At 30.2% G+C, this 17,285-nt stretch carries 13 protein-coding genes and 1 pseudogene; 12 read left to right on the top strand and 2 right to left on the bottom strand.

Annotated features, from left to right (window positions below; all coding sequences use genetic code 11):
- The first annotated feature begins 230 nt into the window (after window positions 1-230).
- The 5 genes and pseudogenes from ACWJJT_RS03500 to ACWJJT_RS03480 all read left to right on the top strand — a co-directional run bounded on the left by ACWJJT_RS03500 (window position 231) and on the right by ACWJJT_RS03480 (window position 5,274).
- Window positions 231-1,418 carry a BaiN/RdsA family NAD(P)/FAD-dependent oxidoreductase gene (locus tag ACWJJT_RS03500; RefSeq protein WP_462956732.1) on the top strand — a complete coding sequence of 396 codons (1,188 nt, stop codon included), beginning with the start codon at window positions 231-233 and terminating at the stop codon, window positions 1,416-1,418.
- Window positions 1,419-1,529: 111 nt separating this feature from the next.
- Window positions 1,530-2,192: a (d)CMP kinase gene (gene cmk, locus ACWJJT_RS03495; protein ID WP_462956063.1), complete on the top strand. Its 663-nt coding sequence runs from the start codon at window positions 1,530-1,532 to the stop codon at window positions 2,190-2,192.
- Between the two features lie 41 nt (window positions 2,193-2,233).
- Window positions 2,234-3,067, top strand: a pseudogene (locus ACWJJT_RS03490) (4-hydroxy-3-methylbut-2-enyl diphosphate reductase); the annotation flags it as partial.
- 165 nt (window positions 3,068-3,232) lie between these two features.
- Window positions 3,233-4,291 (top strand): CotS family spore coat protein, encoded by a 1,059-nt coding sequence (locus ACWJJT_RS03485; RefSeq protein ID WP_462956062.1) that lies wholly within the window; start codon window positions 3,233-3,235, stop codon window positions 4,289-4,291.
- Between the two features lie 113 nt (window positions 4,292-4,404).
- Window positions 4,405-5,274, top strand: coding sequence for a GNAT family N-acetyltransferase (locus ACWJJT_RS03480; protein ID WP_462956061.1), 870 nt, complete (start codon window positions 4,405-4,407; stop codon window positions 5,272-5,274).
- Window positions 5,275-5,485: 211 nt separating this feature from the next.
- Here the strand turns inward: ACWJJT_RS03480 and ACWJJT_RS03475 are convergent, their stop codons facing one another.
- Window positions 5,486-5,695 (bottom strand): hypothetical protein, encoded by a 210-nt coding sequence (locus ACWJJT_RS03475; RefSeq protein WP_462952927.1) that lies wholly within the window; start codon window positions 5,693-5,695, stop codon window positions 5,486-5,488.
- A gap of 270 nt (window positions 5,696-5,965) precedes the next feature.
- On the opposite strand from ACWJJT_RS03475, the gene miaB reads away from it, so the two are divergent.
- The 5 genes from miaB (at window position 5,966) to ACWJJT_RS03450 (ending at window position 13,963) form a co-directional block, all read left to right on the top strand.
- Entirely contained in the window at window positions 5,966-7,291 is a 1,326-nt protein-coding gene (gene miaB / locus ACWJJT_RS03470) for a tRNA (N6-isopentenyl adenosine(37)-C2)-methylthiotransferase MiaB (RefSeq protein ID WP_462956060.1), read from the top strand.
- Window positions 7,292-7,434: 143 nt separating this feature from the next.
- Window positions 7,435-10,125, top strand: a complete 2,691-nt coding sequence (gene mutS, locus ACWJJT_RS03465; RefSeq protein ID WP_462956059.1) for a DNA mismatch repair protein MutS — start codon at window positions 7,435-7,437, stop codon at window positions 10,123-10,125.
- Between the two features lie 43 nt (window positions 10,126-10,168).
- Complete coding sequence (gene mutL, locus ACWJJT_RS03460; protein WP_462956058.1) at window positions 10,169-12,106, top strand: DNA mismatch repair endonuclease MutL; 1,938 nt, start codon at window positions 10,169-10,171, stop codon at window positions 12,104-12,106.
- Window positions 12,107-12,121: 15 nt separating this feature from the next.
- Complete coding sequence (miaA, locus tag ACWJJT_RS03455; RefSeq protein WP_462956057.1) at window positions 12,122-13,048, top strand: tRNA (adenosine(37)-N6)-dimethylallyltransferase MiaA; 927 nt, start codon at window positions 12,122-12,124, stop codon at window positions 13,046-13,048.
- A 21-nt stretch (window positions 13,049-13,069) separates the two neighbouring features.
- Window positions 13,070-13,963: an MYG1 family protein gene (locus tag ACWJJT_RS03450; RefSeq protein ID WP_462956056.1), complete on the top strand. Its 894-nt coding sequence runs from the start codon at window positions 13,070-13,072 to the stop codon at window positions 13,961-13,963.
- 423 nt (window positions 13,964-14,386) lie between these two features.
- Here the strand turns inward: ACWJJT_RS03450 and ACWJJT_RS03445 are convergent, their stop codons facing one another.
- The gene (locus ACWJJT_RS03445) at window positions 14,387-15,697 is read right to left on the bottom strand and encodes a pyridoxal phosphate-dependent aminotransferase (RefSeq protein WP_220319520.1); all 1,311 of its coding nucleotides are present in this window, start codon (window positions 15,695-15,697) and stop codon (window positions 14,387-14,389) included.
- Between the two features lie 227 nt (window positions 15,698-15,924).
- Here ACWJJT_RS03445 and tnpA point away from each other — a divergent pair, with 227 nt between their 5' ends.
- Window positions 15,925-16,329, top strand: coding sequence for an IS200/IS605 family transposase (tnpA, locus tag ACWJJT_RS03440; RefSeq protein ID WP_462956055.1), 405 nt, complete (start codon window positions 15,925-15,927; stop codon window positions 16,327-16,329).
- A 12-nt stretch (window positions 16,330-16,341) separates the two neighbouring features.
- Window positions 16,342-17,265 (top strand): nuclease/transposase family protein, encoded by a 924-nt coding sequence (locus ACWJJT_RS03435; RefSeq protein WP_462956054.1) that lies wholly within the window; start codon window positions 16,342-16,344, stop codon window positions 17,263-17,265.
- The last annotated feature ends 20 nt before the right edge of the window (window positions 17,266-17,285 follow it).

Genomic DNA, 17,285 nt, shown 5'->3' with positions numbered 1-17,285 from the left:
TATATATTTCAAAGAGAATCCTTTTAGGGGGGTTCCCTTTTTTATTTTTTTATTTTTTAGTTATATAAAAGAGTGTGATATAATAGAATGCATATATTTATTTGAATTACGGTGTTTATTTTTAAACAAGATTGAATAAATTAATGTATTATATTAATTTATAATTGTAAGTATTATAAGGGAGTGATTAGGTGGCAAAAGTAGTTATTATTGGAGGAGGACCAGCAGGTATGATGGCAGCTGTTACAGCTTCATCAAAACATGATGTTGTACTCATTGAAAAAAATGAAAAATTAGGAAGAAAACTTTATATAACTGGGAAAGGTAGATGCAATATTACAAATGCGAAGGATATTGGTGATTTTTTTGAACATATACCATGTAATCCTCATTTTTTATATAGTTCTTTATATTCCTTTACTAATGAAGATACAATGAATTTCTTTAAAGAATTAGGAGTTAACCTTAAGGTTGAAAGAGGAAATAGAGTATTTCCAGAGTCAGATAAGTCTTCGGATATTATAAAAGCGTTTACTACGGAATTAAAAAATAAAAATGTTAAAGTGCAATTAAACTCAAAAGTGAAAAAGCTAGTTAGGGATAATCAGAAGATTGTCGGAGTACAGCTTGCTGATGGAAGTTATGTTTATGGAGATTACTTTATATTATGTACCGGTGGTTTATCATATCCACAAACAGGATCATCTGGCGAAGGTTTAGCTTATACTCGTGCTTTAGGACACAATATAATTAAACCTAAAGCATCACTTGTACCAATAGAATTTGATGAAACGTGGGTTTCGGATTTACAGGGCCTATCTCTAAAAAATGTAGAATTAAAAATTACTAATAGTAAGAATAAGAGTCTGTATAAAGAGTTTGGGGAAATGCTTTTTACACATTATGGTGCTTCAGGACCTATTGTATTAAGTGCAAGTAGTTTTATAAAAGAAGGAGAAAAATTTAAGGCTGTGATAAATCTTAAGCCAGCATTAAGTGAAGTTGAACTTGATAAGCGAGTTCAAAGTGATTTCTTGAAATATGCAAACAAAGCTTTTAAAAATTCATTAGATGATTTACTTCCTAGAAAAATGATTAATACGATAATTCAACTATCTAATATTGATGAAGATAAAAAAGTGAATTCTATTACTAAAGAAGAAAGAAAAACCGTAGTAAATTTGCTTCAAAATTTAACTTTTAACATTAAGTCTCTTCGCCCAATAGAAGAAGCAATTATAACTAGTGGTGGAGTAGATACTTTAGAGATAGATGCTTCTACCATGAAATCAAAAAAAATTGATAATCTTTATTTTGCAGGTGAAATGATAGATGTAGATGCATATACAGGAGGTTATAACCTTCAAATAGCATTATCAACAGGGAATTTAGCTGGGAGTAATGTAGGGGAAAATTAATGCTACTTCCAGTAGCAAATTAATGCTACTTCCAGTAGCAAATTAATGCTACTTCTAGTAGCAAATTAATGCTATTAAAACTAGCAGTTTTATAAACGAGGGGTGAAGAGTATGGGAATTTCCGTTGCCATAGATGGACCTGCAGGTGCAGGGAAAAGTACTATAGCTAAAATGATAGGTGAAAAATTTGGTCTTATGTATATTAACACGGGAGCAATGTATAGAGCAGTTACTTTAAAGGCGATGAATGCAAACATATCAGAAAATAATGTAGATGATTTACTTAAAATGGTGGAATCTTTAGAAATTCATTTTGAAGAAGAACGTCTATTTGTTAATAAGGAAGATCTGACATATATGATAAATATGCCTATTATAAGCAACAATGTTTCAAAATATGCAGCTATTCCTGAAATCAGAGAAATACTTGTTAAGCTACAACAAAATATAGCCAAAAAATTTAATGTTATTATGGATGGACGCGATATTGGTACAGTTGTACTTAAGGATGCTACTTTTAAATTTTACTTAACTGCTAGCAGCGAAGAGAGAGCAAAAAGAAGATACGAAGAATTAATTTCTAAGGATATAGAAGTTGATTATAATACTATTTTAAAGGATATTATAAAAAGAGATTATGTTGATACACATAGAGAGACTAGTCCACTTATAAAAGCGGAAGATGCTATAGAAATCGATTCTTCTGATTTAAGCATTAATGGAGTAGTTGAAACAATTGTGGAATATATTAATTTGAAAATTAAGAATAGTTAATTCAGTATTTTTTACGATTACTTATATATGGAGGTGGCAGTATGAGAAAAATAACACTAGCAGATTCAGCTGGTTTTTGTTTTGGAGTTAAACGAGCTGTAGATACAGCTTTAAATATGAAAGAAAAATATAACAATGAAATCTATACACTAGGGCCACTTATTCATAATACTGATGTTGTGGGTTTTTTGAAAGAGAATTCAATATTTCCTATAGAACTTGATAATATTTCAAGATTAAAAGAAAATGATACGATTATTATAAGATCGCATGGAGTATCTGAAAAAACATTAAATATTTTAAAAAAAACTGACCTTAATGTAGTAGATGCAACATGCCCTTATGTAGCCAATATTCATGAAAAGGTGAAAAAATATTACGATTTAGGATATCATATAATTATAGTTGGAGATAAAAATCATCCCGAAGTTATTGGAATTAATGGATGGTGTAATGATTCTGCAGTAATACTTAAGAGTGGTACGGAGCTCGGTAATATATCAAATAAAGTATGCGTGGTATCTCAGACAACAGAGAGGCAGGCTACTTGGGAGGATGTATTAACCAAGGTAATAAAAACCTGTAAGGAAATAGTTGCGTTCAACACTATATGCAGTGCAACTGAAGTACGCCAAAAATCAGCAGAAGAACTTTCAAATAAAGTTGATGCTATGGTTGTTATTGGTGGTTTTAATAGTTCCAATACTACAAAGCTTTATGAAATATGTAAGAAAAATTGTGGAAATACAATACATGTAGAAAATTTATTAGGTATTACTGATGAATTTATAAAAGATAAAAATGTTAAGAGTATAGGGGTCACAGCTGGAGCCTCAACACCGGATTGGGTTATTAAAGAGGCAATTTTAAAAATGAAATAATAAATTATAGAAGCATAACATTTTCTTTAAGAAAATTTCTCGTAAAAAACGTGTAGCATAAAATTATGCAAGCACGTTTTTTTATAATTTTACGAATTATTGAATACTAAATTAAATTAGTTAATATAATTTAATAGAACTATTATGGGAGAGAGAAAATTGAAAGGTAATGCAAGTACAATTGAGCACTTAAATATAATTACTAATAAAAAGATGCAAATATTAATAAATGTAGTTAGGAAGTATAAATTAGAGTTAATAACTGCTGAAAAAGTTAGAAGTGCATATAAGATTACAACAGATAATGGTGATTTCTGTTTAAAGAAAATGAGGCATGGAAGAAGTAAGGTTAAAAATGGTTGCATTTTAACAGAAGAACTACTACTTAATAACTTTACCAATACACCTAAATATTTTAGAACAAAAGACGGAGCTTTTTCTGTAAGTTATAAAAAAAATATATATTACTTAACAGAATGGTTAGAAGGCTGTGAATGTGATTTAACTGATATTGATCAAGCTGTGAATTGTACAAAACTCTTAGCACAATTTCATAACGTATTAAATAAAATTGACCATAATAAAATCCAGATACCAAACAATTTAAAGAATTGGCCGAAAATTTTCACTAACGATTTAAATGATTTTAAAAGATTCGAAAGAATAATTACTAACAAAAGGATAAAAAATGAATTTGATATTCATTTTCTAGAAAATATTGATAACTTTTATAATAGAGGTATGTCTTCCGTTAATATTCTAAATAAGTCACAGTATTATAAATCATCAAAAATAGCAAATGATAAGAAAATAATATGTCATAATAACTTTTGCTATCAGAATATAATTAAAAAGGATGGAGAGTACTTCATAATTAACCTTGATAGTATTATGATTGATTTACAAATAAGTGATTTAGGAAAACTTATTCGGAGATTGATGTTCGAAAAAGCTTATGGGTGGAATTTTAATTTTGCTAAAGTTCTGATTGAAGCATATAATTCTACTAATAAATTAAACAAAGAAGATTTAGAGATAATGCTTGCCTTAATAATATTCCCTCATAAGTTTTGGAAGTTAGCGAAGAAAAGATATATGAAACAAAAAAAATGGTCTGAGACAAAATATTTGAATAAACTTAATAAGATAACATGTCACAATGAAGCTCAAGAGAAATTTTTTAATGAATATTTAGATTTTTTAGAAGAATATTCATAAATTATAATAAATTTCTTGTAAAACTATTAATAGTAGATTTATAATTATAAATGTATTAAAATTTTAAAATAATCAAATTTATTTAAAAATAAATATTAGTGGAGTAAAGTTAAATGTATAAATTAATAAGTCTAACTTTAAAAAATATTGAAAGTTTTAAAAAAATCAGTAAAATCAATACTAACTTTAGTTTATCGAATAAAGATTTCTTTGAACAGTATGATAATAGTAACATTATTCAGAAATTGTTTTTAAGAAAAACTGTAAACCTATTATTAGAAGAAAATAATTATATAGGTTATATATGGTTTAAAAAACATACTAAATATCATAGTTCCATTAATTCAATAAATGTAATAGAGGATAATAATTTAGTCTACTGCTATAAAATTTTAATTAGTTCACTGGTAAGTAATAGTTTGATAACATATGAATGTGAAGATAATGGAATAAACATAGATATTTTAAATAAGCTAGGGTTTACGAGATTAAAGGGAGTTATGGGACTAGAACTAGAGTGTAAAGAATATTTTAATGCCCTTGTTCCTAGTAACATTACTTTTTCTATAGTAAAAAAGGACAAAAATGAAAAAGAACGTTGTTTATTACAAAATGAAATATTTAAAAATGATGATAGAATTCCGATAAATATAGAAGATATCTATTATGATGAAGCACAGGAATATTATTTTAATGAGGGCGCAATATTTATTGAACTAGATAATATACCCATTGGATATGGTCAAATTATAGTTGAAGATAAGGCAGCAATCATAGTAAATTTCGGAATAGTAGAGAAATACAGAAAAGAAGGATATGGGAAAGTGCTTTTAAGGCATTTGCTTAATATAGCTATGGATAATGACTTTTCTAAAGTCTCACTTAAGGTAGATTCTAATAATGTTTTCGCTTTAAAATTATATATTTCATTAGGGTTTAATATTAAAAAGGAAGTTTATACTTGGAAAAAAACCAAAGCTTAATAATGCATATAAAAAGTGATAGAGGATTCTATCTCTTTTTATATTTTATCTTCAATATCAGAAAGCATTTTTATTTTTGTTATAATAAGGAATTCTCACTAATGGAGGTGGTGGATATTCCTCCTGAAATGTCATTAAATCATCTCCTGCGGAGCTGATATATTAACGACTTCAGAAGGAGATTAAGACTTCCACTTAGGTTTTTCTTTTGTTATAGTAAGGAATTCTCACTAATGGAGGTGGTGGATATTCCTTCTGAAATGTCGTTAAACTGGTTTAGTACAATTTCAACAGGAACATAGGATGCTTTCATATTTAGCATATTACTATGGTTACACATACAATAATAACTTCTATCACCTATGCAATTGTATTGTAAACTCGTATCTTTTATAGTCTCTTCTTTTTTTGCATCATACATATAAATTCACTCCTTTTAGGTAGGTTATCCTAAAAACAGAAATTTACTCTAGAAATTAAAAGCAAATATAAGTGCTAATTAAAGAATCATAATATGTAATTTTTTCTATATTAAAATAGAAAATCAACTAGTAAGAGTATAATCTGATTCGTATATATATTTAGAATAGATTAATTATATAATCAATTATTAAAAATGACTTTAAAAAAGCTTTCATATTATATATAATGGTATGTATTAATACTTTTTTTTATAAAGGAGAATGCACTAATGAATAAAACACTTAATTATTACATAGAAACATGGGGATGCCAAATGAATGAGGAGGACTCTGAAAAATTATCTGGTATGCTAATACCTGTGGGATATAAAAGAACTTTGGATAAGGGAACTGCTGATATAATTATATTCAACACTTGTTGTGTTAGAGAGAATGCAGAGCAAAAGGTTGATGGAAATATAGGTGCTTTAAAAACAATGAAAAAAAATAATCCAAAGCTTATAATTGCGATTATTGGATGTATGATGCAACAAGATGGCATGGCGAAACATATAATTACTAAATTTCCATTTGTAGACATTATTATTGGGACACACAATGCTCATAAATTCCCAGAGTACTTAAAGAGAATACAAGGTGGAGAATCATCTATCGTTGAAATTTGGGATAAAGAAGAAAATATTATAGAGGGAATTAAAATAGATAGGGGAAATAATCTAAAAGGTTTTGTTACAATTATGTATGGTTGCAACAATTTTTGCACTTATTGTATAGTGCCTTATGTAAGAGGACGCGAGCGAAGTCGAATGCCTGAAGAAATTATTAATGAAATAACAGCTATGGTTGCACAAGGGTACAAAGAGATAACCTTACTTGGTCAAAACGTTAACTCCTACGGTAAGGGATTAACTCCTGAAATAAATTTTGCACAGTTACTTAGAAGAATTAACAATATTGAAAATTTAGAGAGATTAAGATTTATGACATCTCATCCAAAGGATTTATCAAATGAAGTAATGCAAGTGATTGCTGCGGGGGATAAGATTTGTGAGCATGTTCATTTACCAGTACAATCTGGTTCATCTAATCTTCTAAATAAAATGAATAGACATTATGATAGGCAGGAATATTTGGATTTGGTTAAAGATATTAGAAGCACAATACCTAATGTAGGAATAAGTACAGATATTATCGTTGGATTTCCTGGAGAAACAGATGAAGATTTTGCAGAGACTCTAAGCCTTATGGAAGAGGTGAAATTTAATTTAGCATTTACGTACCTTTATTCTAAAAGAAAAGGAACTCCAGCTGATGAAATGCTAGACCAAGTACCAGATGATGTTAAGCATGAAAGATTTAATAGATTAATTGAAGTTGTTAACAGAAATTGTGCAGAAAGAAACAAAGAATGTGTAGGTAAAATAGTAGAAGTATTGGTAGAAGGTTATAGTAAAAATGATAAAAATAAATTAAGTGGAAGAACTAGAAATGGGAAATTAGTGAACTTCGAGGGAAACGACAAAGCTATTGGAGATCTCGTATCAGTTCAAATAACTGAGTCACACTCTTTTTCACTTTTAGGAGAAGAAATATAAGGTACATGAGAATAAATGCACATTAGGGGCATGAAAGTAAATAACAAGTCACTAGGATACTGACTTGTTATTTACTTGAATGTCCCTTATATAAAAATTAACAATTATTATTTACGTGCAGATGAAAGCAAGGTGGTATGACAATGGCATTAACTCCAATGATGATACAATATTTTGAAATAAAAGAAAAGTGCAAGGACTGTATATTGTTTTTTAGATTAGGTGACTTTTATGAAATGTTTTTTGACGATGCGCAGGTTGCATCAAAAGAATTAGAATTAGTCCTCACAGGACGTGACTGTGGCCTTGAGAAAAGAGCACCTATGTGCGGAATACCGTACCATGCTGCCAACAACTATGTAGGAAGGCTAATTGCAAAAGGATATAAGGTTGCCATATGTGAGCAAGTGGAAGATCCAGCACTTACAAAGGGCATAGTTAAAAGAGATATTATTAAAATAATTACGCCGGGAACTTACACTGATTCCGGTTTTTTAGAAGAAACTAAAAATAACTATATTATGAGCATTTACATTGACAGAAAAATTAACTTCTGTGGAGTGTGTTTTTGTGATGTATCAACTGGTGAATTTACTTGCACAGGTACTAAATTTAACATTGTTGCTATATTAGATGAAATTTCAAAGTTTAATCCAAAAGAAATTATTGTGTCAGAGGATATATCTGAGGAGATACTGCGCGCTATAAAAGGAAGATTTAATGTTTTGTATTCGTCTTACCCAAATGAGTATTTTACCCTGAAAGACGAAAGTTTAATTACAAATCAGTTTCATAACTTTTGTGAGAATACATTCACACAAACTTTAATTAGCAGCATTTCAGGATTGCTTAGTTATATTATGGATACACAAAAAAAATCACTTTCTCACATAGATACTATAGAATATTATGATATTTTAGATTATGTAAGTTTAGATGCAAATTCTAGGAGAAACTTAGAACTCACGGAAACTTTAAGAGATAAAACTAAGAAGGGCTCTTTGCTTTGGGTATTAGATAGAACTAATACTGCCATGGGAGCTAGAAGGCTCCGTAAATGGTTAGATCAACCTTTAATAAGCAAGAGCTTAATAGATGAAAGATTAGAGGCCGTAGAAGAACTAAAAGGTAATACTACCTTCCACGAAGATTTAAAAGATGTGCTGGTGGATATTTATGATATAGAAAGACTTGTAGGGAAAATTTCTTCAAAGAATGTTAATGCAAAAGAAATGATTTCTCTTAAAAATTCTATAGGAAAAATACCAAGGGTTAAATCCATTTTAGCAGGACTTAATAGTAAATTAACGAAAAAAATATATTTAAACTTAGATGATTTGCAAGATATATACAATACTTTAGATAATTCTATTATTGTAAATCCATCTATTTCTATTAAAGAGGGAAATATTATTAAGGAAGGCTTTAATAGTGAAATAGATGAGCTAAGGCAAGCTAAGGCCCATGGCAAAGAATGGATTGCTACATTAGAAAATGATGAAAAAAGAATAACTGGAATAAAGTCATTAAAAGTAGGGTATAACAGAGTGTTTGGTTATTTTATTGAAGTAACCAAATTAAATATTGGGTCAATTCCGGAGGGAAGGTACATAAGAAAACAAACCTTGTCTAACGCGGAGAGATACATTACTCCTGAACTTAAGGAAATGGAAGAGAAAATTTTAGGAGCACAAGAAAAATTAGTCAATATCGAATATGAGGTATTTACAGGTATTCGAGAAGAAATTGAAAAACACATAGAAAGAATGAAAAATACTGCAAAGTTAATATCAGAAATTGATTGTTTAAGTTCCCTAGCTACAATTGCCCTTGAAAATAATTATACCAAGCCTAAAATAAATACTAAGGGTATTTTTAATATAAAAGGTGGGAGACATCCTGTAGTTGAAAAAATGATGCCTACAAATACTTTCATTGAAAATGACACATGCATGGATGCTGTGGATAATCAATTACTACTAATAACTGGACCCAATATGGCGGGTAAATCCACCTATATGCGTCAAGTCGCATTAATAACTATTATGGCTCAAATAGGAAGTTTTGTTCCCTGCATAGATGCAGATATATCCATATGTGATAAGATATTTACGAGAATAGGAGCTTCAGACGATCTTGCTGCGGGTAAAAGTACCTTTATGGTTGAGATGTGGGAAGTATCCAATATATTAGAAAATGCAACAAATAAAAGTTTAGTTTTACTTGATGAGGTAGGACGTGGTACTAGTACTTATGATGGACTAAGTATTGCCTGGTCAGTAATTGAGTATATTTGTAAGAATTCTAATTTAAGGAGTAAAACTTTGTTTGCTACCCATTATCACGAGTTAACAAAACTTGAAGGTATGATTAAGGGTGTTAAAAATTATTCTGTAGCTGTAAAAAAGATTGAAAATGAAATTGTATTCCTTCGGAAAATTGTTCCCGGTGGAGCTGATGAATCCTATGGAATAGAGGTTGCAAAGCTTGCAGGTCTACCAGAGGATGTAATAAATAGGGCAAATGAAATTCTAGCGTCACTAGAGAATCTTAACAATACTACGGAAATTGACTTAAGAAGCAATAAATTTTCGGAAATTAAACGACCTAATAAAGCTAATAATAAAAAAGATATTGAAAATATTGTGGCGAAAGAAGCGGCTGTAACTTATGTACCGAAGATAGAAAACGATGAAATTACTCAAATTAATTTTACAGACATAGAAAAGGATAATATGTTAAAGGAAATTAAAAATATAAATATCCTTAATCTAACACCTATGGATGGGTTTAATAAGCTATACGATCTAGTTAATAGGGCTAAGTTGCTATAGTGATAGGCGGGGGCTATAAAAATAGCTAAGGATGTGAGTTGTCATGAGAATTAATATGTTAGAAGTTGAAACTTCCAATAAAATTGCTGCAGGTGAGGTTGTAGAGCGGCCGTCGTCTGTAGTCAAGGAGCTCGTGGAAAACAGTATAGATGCTGGTGCTAAAAATATTAGCATAGAAATCGTTGATGGTGGTCAAAAAACCATAAAGATAACTGACGATGGCACTGGAATACATATAGATGATATAGAAAAGGCTTTTTTGCCTCATGCTACTAGTAAAATAAAATATGTTGAAGATATTTATAAAATACATACGTTAGGGTTTAGAGGAGAGGCATTACCAAGTATTGCGTCTGTATCTCATACTTTACTAAATAGTAGAACTGAAGAATCCTCATTTGGCAAAGAGATATCTCAGTCATCAGGAGATATACTCTACGTTAAAGAAGTGGGATGTAATGTTGGTACAACAATAGAAGTTAAGGATCTGTTTTTTAATGTTCCTGCAAGGCAAAAATTTTTAAAAACGCCTCAAAGAGAATCAGCTTTAATATCAGATATTATAGGCAGGCTTGCATTAGCTAACAATGAGATTTCCTTTAAACTACTAAATAATAGTAAAAAGGTTTTGTCTACATATAGCTCTACAAATCTTTGCGATACTATTAGATATATATATGGTAAAGAAGTTGTAGATAATATTACTAGTTTTGAAAGGTATAACGATATAATGTCTGTTCATGGATATATTGGTAATGCACAGATAAGTCGTGGTAGCCGAAATAGGCAAAGTATTTTTGTTAATAAAAGGTATATTAAAAGTGGTCTAATTACAGCGGCCGTCGAAAATGCATTTAAATCTTTTTTGACTGTTCATAAATTTCCTTTCTTTGTTATATTTTTAGATATTTTCCCTGAGTATATAGATATAAATGTTCATCCACAAAAAACTGAAATTAAATTTCAGGAGGATAAAGCTGTATTTAAAATTGTTTTTGACGCAGTGCATACAGCAATTGCTGATAGTTTAAGAGGCAATTTTGATATACCAGAAGGCGATAAAGCAAATAGCAGTGAGAAAGAAATTGAAGAAAACACCTTAAGAAAAGAAATTTATGATTTTAACAGGACGGTAATAGGTGAAAAGGATAGGGAAGAACTAGAAAAGAGTGTTCAAATCCCAATAGATTTTAATTATAAAACATTAAACAATGAAACGGATAATTTTAAAGAATCATCTTATACAAATGTGAGTGATCTAAAAGTTACAAGTAATTATGGTAGTGAAGCTACTAATGAGTTACAAATCGCGCGGGTAAGTGAGAATGTTAAAGATAGTAATATAATTAATTATGAGACGGGTGAAATCACATCACCAAATGAAGTTTCTAAAATTTCAAAGTTTCCAGAGCTTCGAATTATAGGACAATTCAATAAAACCTATATTTTAGGTGAGGTATATAATGAGCTTTACCTAATTGACCAACATGCAGCTCATGAAAAAGTATTATTTGAAAAATATAAAAAAGAAATTACAAATTCCGAGGTGCTATCCCAAATTTTACTTACGTCAATAGTAATAGAGCTTAATCAAGATGATTACACTTATTATATTGAAAATGAAGCAGTGTTTAAAAATTCTGGTTTTGACATTATTGAATTTGGTGAAAACACAATAAGTATTAGGGAAGTTCCAATAATACTTGGTAAACCGGATATTAAAAATCTCTTTAATGAAATATTAGATAATTTAAAAAACATGGGCAGCGGTAAAACTGTAGAAGTTAAATATAATCGTATAGCATCTATGGCATGTAAAGCAGCTGTAAAAGCAAATAATCAGCTAACAGAGCTTGAAATGAACAAATTAATTGATGATTTAAGATATATTGATGAACCTTTTACTTGTCCCCATGGAAGACCTACAATAATAAAAGTTACACTTAATGAACTTGAAAAAAGATTTAAAAGAATACAATAGAAAAAAGGTGGAAACATGAAAGATTTATTTATTTTAGCAGGCCCTACAGCTGTAGGTAAAACAGAAATCTCTATAAAACTTGCGCAAAAGCTAAAGGGAGAGATCATATCAGCAGATTCAATGCAAATATACAAATGTATGGATGTTGGTTCTGCTAAGATTTCATTCGAGGAGATGAGGGGAGTTCCTCATCATCTAATAGATATAATAGAGCCTAGTGAAGAGTTTAGTGTGTCTGAGTTTAAAGAAAGAGCTGAAAGTGCTATTGAAGATATAAGTAATAAAAATAAACTCCCAATGCTAGTTGGTGGAACTGGGTTTTACATAAATTCGTTAATATACAACTATAGCTTTGCGCGTACCAACAAAGATGAAGAGTATAGAGAGTATCTTACAAAACTTTCAGATGAAAAAGGAAACGAATATGTACATAGCTTACTTAAAGATATTGATGAGGAATCTTACAATAAACTATATCCTAATGATTTAAAGAGAGTTATTAGAGCTTTAGAAGTGTACAAAGTAAGTGGTAAACCTATGAGTGAGTTTAAATCGGAGCAAAACATTTTGGATATTCCTTATAATGTACATTATTTTGTACTAAATATGGATAGACAAAAATTGTATAGTAGAATAAATCAACGCGTAGATATAATGTTTGAAAATAAATTAATAGATGAAGTTATAAAATTAAAAGAAATGGGCTACAATTCAGATATGCAGTCAATGAAGGGTATAGGATATAAAGAAGTGCTATACTATTTAAATGGTGAAATATCTTTAAATGAAGCTATAGAAATGATTAAACAAGGAAGTAGGAATTATGCTAAAAGGCAGCTTACCTGGTTTAGAAAAGATCCAAGAGTAACTTGGATTAATAAAGATGATTTTAGCAGTGATGATGAAATTGTAGAATATATTGCGGATATTAGTAAATTATAATAAATATAAAAGAGGTAAATTATGATTAATGAAAAGAATATTAAAACTTTAGGAACACATAACGGGAAATTTCATGCAGATGATGTTATGGCTACAGCTATACTTAGTCTACTACTAGGTGATATAAAGGTAACAAGAACAAGGGATGAGAATATACTTAGAACTTTAGATTTTGTTTATGACATAGGCTTTGGAGAATTCGACCATCACCAATTAGACAAAGAAATAAGAGAAAACGATGTTCCATATGCTGCTTGTGGTTTGGTTTGGAGAGAGTTTGGGTCAAGAGTAATACAAAAGTTTAATTCTGAATTTGATGAAGAGGACATAAGATCCATTTTTGATTGTGTTGATAAAAATTTAGTTCAGGGTATTGATGCTACAGATAATGGAATAGATATAAAATCAGAAATTAATGTAACTACAATAAGTGATATAATCCAAAGTTTTAATCCTGCATGGGATTCTGATGATTCAAAAGAGGAGGCATTCGAAGAAGCCGTCCGGTATGCTACTGAGGTTATAAAAAGAATAATAAGCAGACAAGTTTCTGTTATAAAAGCAAGGGTAATAGTAGATGAAGCCTTTCAAAATAGAAAGACTAACGAAATAATGGTTTTAAAAACCGGTTGCCCTTGGCTTAAACAGTTACTTAAAATAGATATAAATAATGAAATATTGTTTGTTATTTCTCCAAATGATAATAATGCAGAGTATAAGATTCAAACTGTAAAGAAATCCGTTGATACTTTTGAAGCAAGAAAAGATTTATTAGAATCGATTAGAGGAAAATCAAGTGAGGAAATAAATTCTATACTTAAAATAGATGATGCTATTTTTTGTCACAAAGCAGGGTTTATAGCATCTGCTAAAAGCTTGGAAAGTGCTATGAAAATAGGGGAATTATCTATTTAAAACTGATATAATAAAAAAAGAAATAGTGTATCTGTATAACTTTCTCCTGCGTGACTTGCAATAAGAGATTGAAACGTGAAATTTCATTAAGAAATTCTAGTGTTTCGCAAATATTAAATTCTCTGGCACTCACATTCGGCGTCCTGCCGGTTCGCTAGCCTGACTTCCTGTCAGGCTCACGAGAATTTAATATTAGCAAAACAAGAATTTCTAAATAAAATTTCAATGTTTCTGCTCTTCTTATTGCAAGTCACTTCCGGAGAAAGTCATACTGACCTGTTATTTACTTGAATGTTCCTTAGGCAGTTATGAAATACAAACTTTATAAGTAAGAAAAACATATAAAAAGGGCCATCTCAAAATAGAAAGTAATTTCTATTGCGAGATGGCTCTTTTTTCTTTTGGTGTATAATTTAAGTATGATTAACGTATACCCTCATATTTTCTTAGAAGCTTAACGAATAACTCAGGAACTTTTGCCATGTTTTCTGGAGTTTCTACGAATGCGATACGCATCTGGGTGCTCCCTGGATTAGATTCGCCTGGTTTAATGTCATAGAAACCTTTCATAGGTGCTACCAGAAGAGTTGTTTCCACTCCGTGGAAATCCACTGAGCCTTCTTGGGCACAATACATAACAAATTCGATTGAATCAAATCCTGGTTTTACAACATTTCTAACGTCAACTACTGAGTATATAGCTGCATCAGGGCTAGAAACAATAAGACCTGGGTCCAGTTTCTTCATACAACTATAGAATTTAAACAAGAGTTTTTTGTAATACTCACGGAGTCCTATACACCATTCATCAAGCTGTTCTTTGCTTTCATGAGCTAGTGCTCCGAAGATATACTGACCTATTACATTGGCGCAAAGGTTAGCAGTATATTCAGCTACTGATTGAGTATGGAACTCTTCATTATCAGTGATTAAAGCCCCTATTCTTAAACCACAGGCACTCCATATCTTTGATGCGGTATCGAGACTTATTCTTCTGCCCTCTATGCCAGGTACATCTGCATCAGTGATTCCCCAGATACTTATGAGGTCACTGTTAACATAATATAGTTCACGATAAGCTTCATCGCTAATCATCCACATATTATATTTTACGCATATTTTAGCAAGTTCTTTAAGAGTTGCATAGTCGTAGAGCTGCCCTGTAGGATTGTCGTAAGGGATTACAAGAAGTGCCCCGGGATTATTCTTTTTAATAGATTCTTCAATTTTGTCTAGTTCTGGAAGGCTGAACTTACCATCATCGTCTAAATGACGCTTTACTGTAACAGTTTTACGGCCAATTCTTTCTGCAAAAGAAATATAATTTGTATAGGCTGGGTCAATCATCATAAGAGGTTTATCATCAGTGCCGGAAGCTCCGCAAACACCAAGTAATAACATCTCAATACCAGTGGATCCACCATCGGTTACCTGAACAAATAATTTGCTAGTATCAAACCCTTGGCAATTGAGAATGTTTTTAAATGCATCCTGAGCCTCGGCTACACCGGCAGTACCTGAATATCTTACAGTACCCTTTGCAAATGGGCTTTCAGGTGAATCCAATGCAAACATTCTTTTCTGCATAGCAGGATTTGTTGGTAGGGAAACGTTTCCAATCGCTACGTTGACCAACTCAGGTTTAACTTTACGCTCATTAAATTTCATTTGTCCAATTCTTACGGCTGATGGCATCCTTTTCTTAAAATGTTCCGATATTACTGGTTTGTTCATAAAAAATACCCCCTAAAATTATAATTGTAATTTATGAAATAGTTACCTTCTAATAATATTATAACAGTAAAGTCAAATAATGGATGTAATTATGGTGCGATTAAATTTACAATGAATTTGTGCGGAAAGCCCACTCCTTGAGGTGTGGGATGGATAGCATAAGAAATTAAATTTTAAGCGTGTATATTATCATTGATAATATACACGCTTTAAGATATACTTTAATTATGGAAAATAAATATAGAACAACTAAAACAACCATGTCATTAATTAATTATCATTTTATATTTTGCCCAAGATATAGAAGAAAAATATTTTTAATACCTAGTGTGGAAGAAAGATTTAAGCATATGGTCAAAGTTATATGTGACGAGTTGGAAATTAAAATCATTGCTATAGAATGTGATAAAGACCATACTCATATGTTTTTGAATTGTATGCCAACATTAAGTCCCTCTGATATTATGCAAAAAATAAAGGGTGCAACAAGTAGAGTTTTGAGAGACGAATTTATTGAATTAAAGAAGATGCCTAGCTTATGGACTAGAAGTTATTTTATATCAACTGCGGGAAATGTGAGTAGTGAAACGGTGAAAAAATATGTAGAAAATCAAAAAACAAGATATAATTAGGAGGTGAATATTGTGTCAAATTATAATTTAACATTAAAACTAGATACAGAAAAATATCAAGAAGATATTTTAGATAAGAGATTAGAGATAAGTAGTAATATATATAATAGCTGTTTAGGTGAATTATATAAAAGATATAATTATATGAGACAGTCTAAGGAATATAAGAAAGTCGTTAAAATGGCTAAAGGAAAAGAACGTAATAAACAATTTAATGAATTAAATAAAAAATATAGTTTGACGGAGTATTCACTTCATAAATTTGTAAAACCTATTCAAAAACATTTTAAAAGTAATGTAGATAGCTTCACCACTCAAAAAATAGCTTCAAGGTGTTTTAGTGCATTTCAAGGATTAATGTTCCATACGGCAAATAAGGTTTGTTTTAAGAAATATGGAGAAATGAACAGTGTTGAAGGGAAGTCCAATGGAACGGGGATTAGATTTAAAGATAATCAATTAATTTGGAATGGGCTTAAAATCAATCCTATTGTTAAAAACAACGATGAATATGCAGAAATTTCGCTATTAAACGAAGTTAAATATTGTAGAATAGTTAGAAAATTTATTCGTGGAAAGTACAAATATTATATTCAATTAATATTAGAGGGAGTTCCACCTTTGAAATATAATAAAGAAACTGGGGAAGTTAAAAATAGTATTGGAAAGGGTAATGTTGGAATAGATATTGGTACTCAAACTATAGCGATTGCCTCAAAACATGAGGTTAAATTATTAGAATTAGCACCCGAGGTTAATAATATTGAAACAATTAAAAGAAGATTATTAAGAAAACTAGATAGACAAAGAAGAGTCAACAATCATAATAATTTTAATGAAAATGGTACAATAAAACATGGTGCAAAATTAATATGGGTTAAATCAAATAAATATATTAAAACCCAAAATGAATTAAGAGATATTCAAAGGAAATAAGCTGATATAAGAAAGCAAAG

It is taken from the genome of Clostridium sp. CM041, assembly GCF_055081035.1.
This window is presented reverse-complemented; position numbering and strand designations above follow the sequence as displayed.

Bases quoted from the DNA above. Each gene is read 5' to 3' on its own strand.
- ACWJJT_RS03500 (WP_462956732.1), top strand. From the start codon at position 231: ATGATGGCAGCTGTTACAGCTTCATCAAAACATGATGTTGTACTCATT.
- cmk (WP_462956063.1), top strand. From the start codon at position 1,530: ATGGGAATTTCCGTTGCCATAGATGGACCTGCAGGTGCAGGGAAAAGT.
- ACWJJT_RS03480 (WP_462956061.1), top strand. From the start codon at position 4,405: ATGTATAAATTAATAAGTCTAACTTTAAAAAATATTGAAAGTTTTAAA.
- ACWJJT_RS03475 (WP_462952927.1), bottom strand. From the start codon at position 5,695: ATGTATGATGCAAAAAAAGAAGAGACTATAAAAGATACGAGTTTACAA.
- miaB (WP_462956060.1), top strand. From the start codon at position 5,966: ATGAATAAAACACTTAATTATTACATAGAAACATGGGGATGCCAAATG.
- mutS (WP_462956059.1), top strand. From the start codon at position 7,435: ATGGCATTAACTCCAATGATGATACAATATTTTGAAATAAAAGAAAAG.
- mutL (WP_462956058.1), top strand. From the start codon at position 10,169: ATGAGAATTAATATGTTAGAAGTTGAAACTTCCAATAAAATTGCTGCA.
- miaA (WP_462956057.1), top strand. From the start codon at position 12,122: ATGAAAGATTTATTTATTTTAGCAGGCCCTACAGCTGTAGGTAAAACA.
- ACWJJT_RS03450 (WP_462956056.1), top strand. From the start codon at position 13,070: ATGATTAATGAAAAGAATATTAAAACTTTAGGAACACATAACGGGAAA.
- ACWJJT_RS03445 (WP_220319520.1), bottom strand. From the start codon at position 15,697: ATGAACAAACCAGTAATATCGGAACATTTTAAGAAAAGGATGCCATCA.
- tnpA (WP_462956055.1), top strand. From the start codon at position 15,925: ATGGAAAATAAATATAGAACAACTAAAACAACCATGTCATTAATTAAT.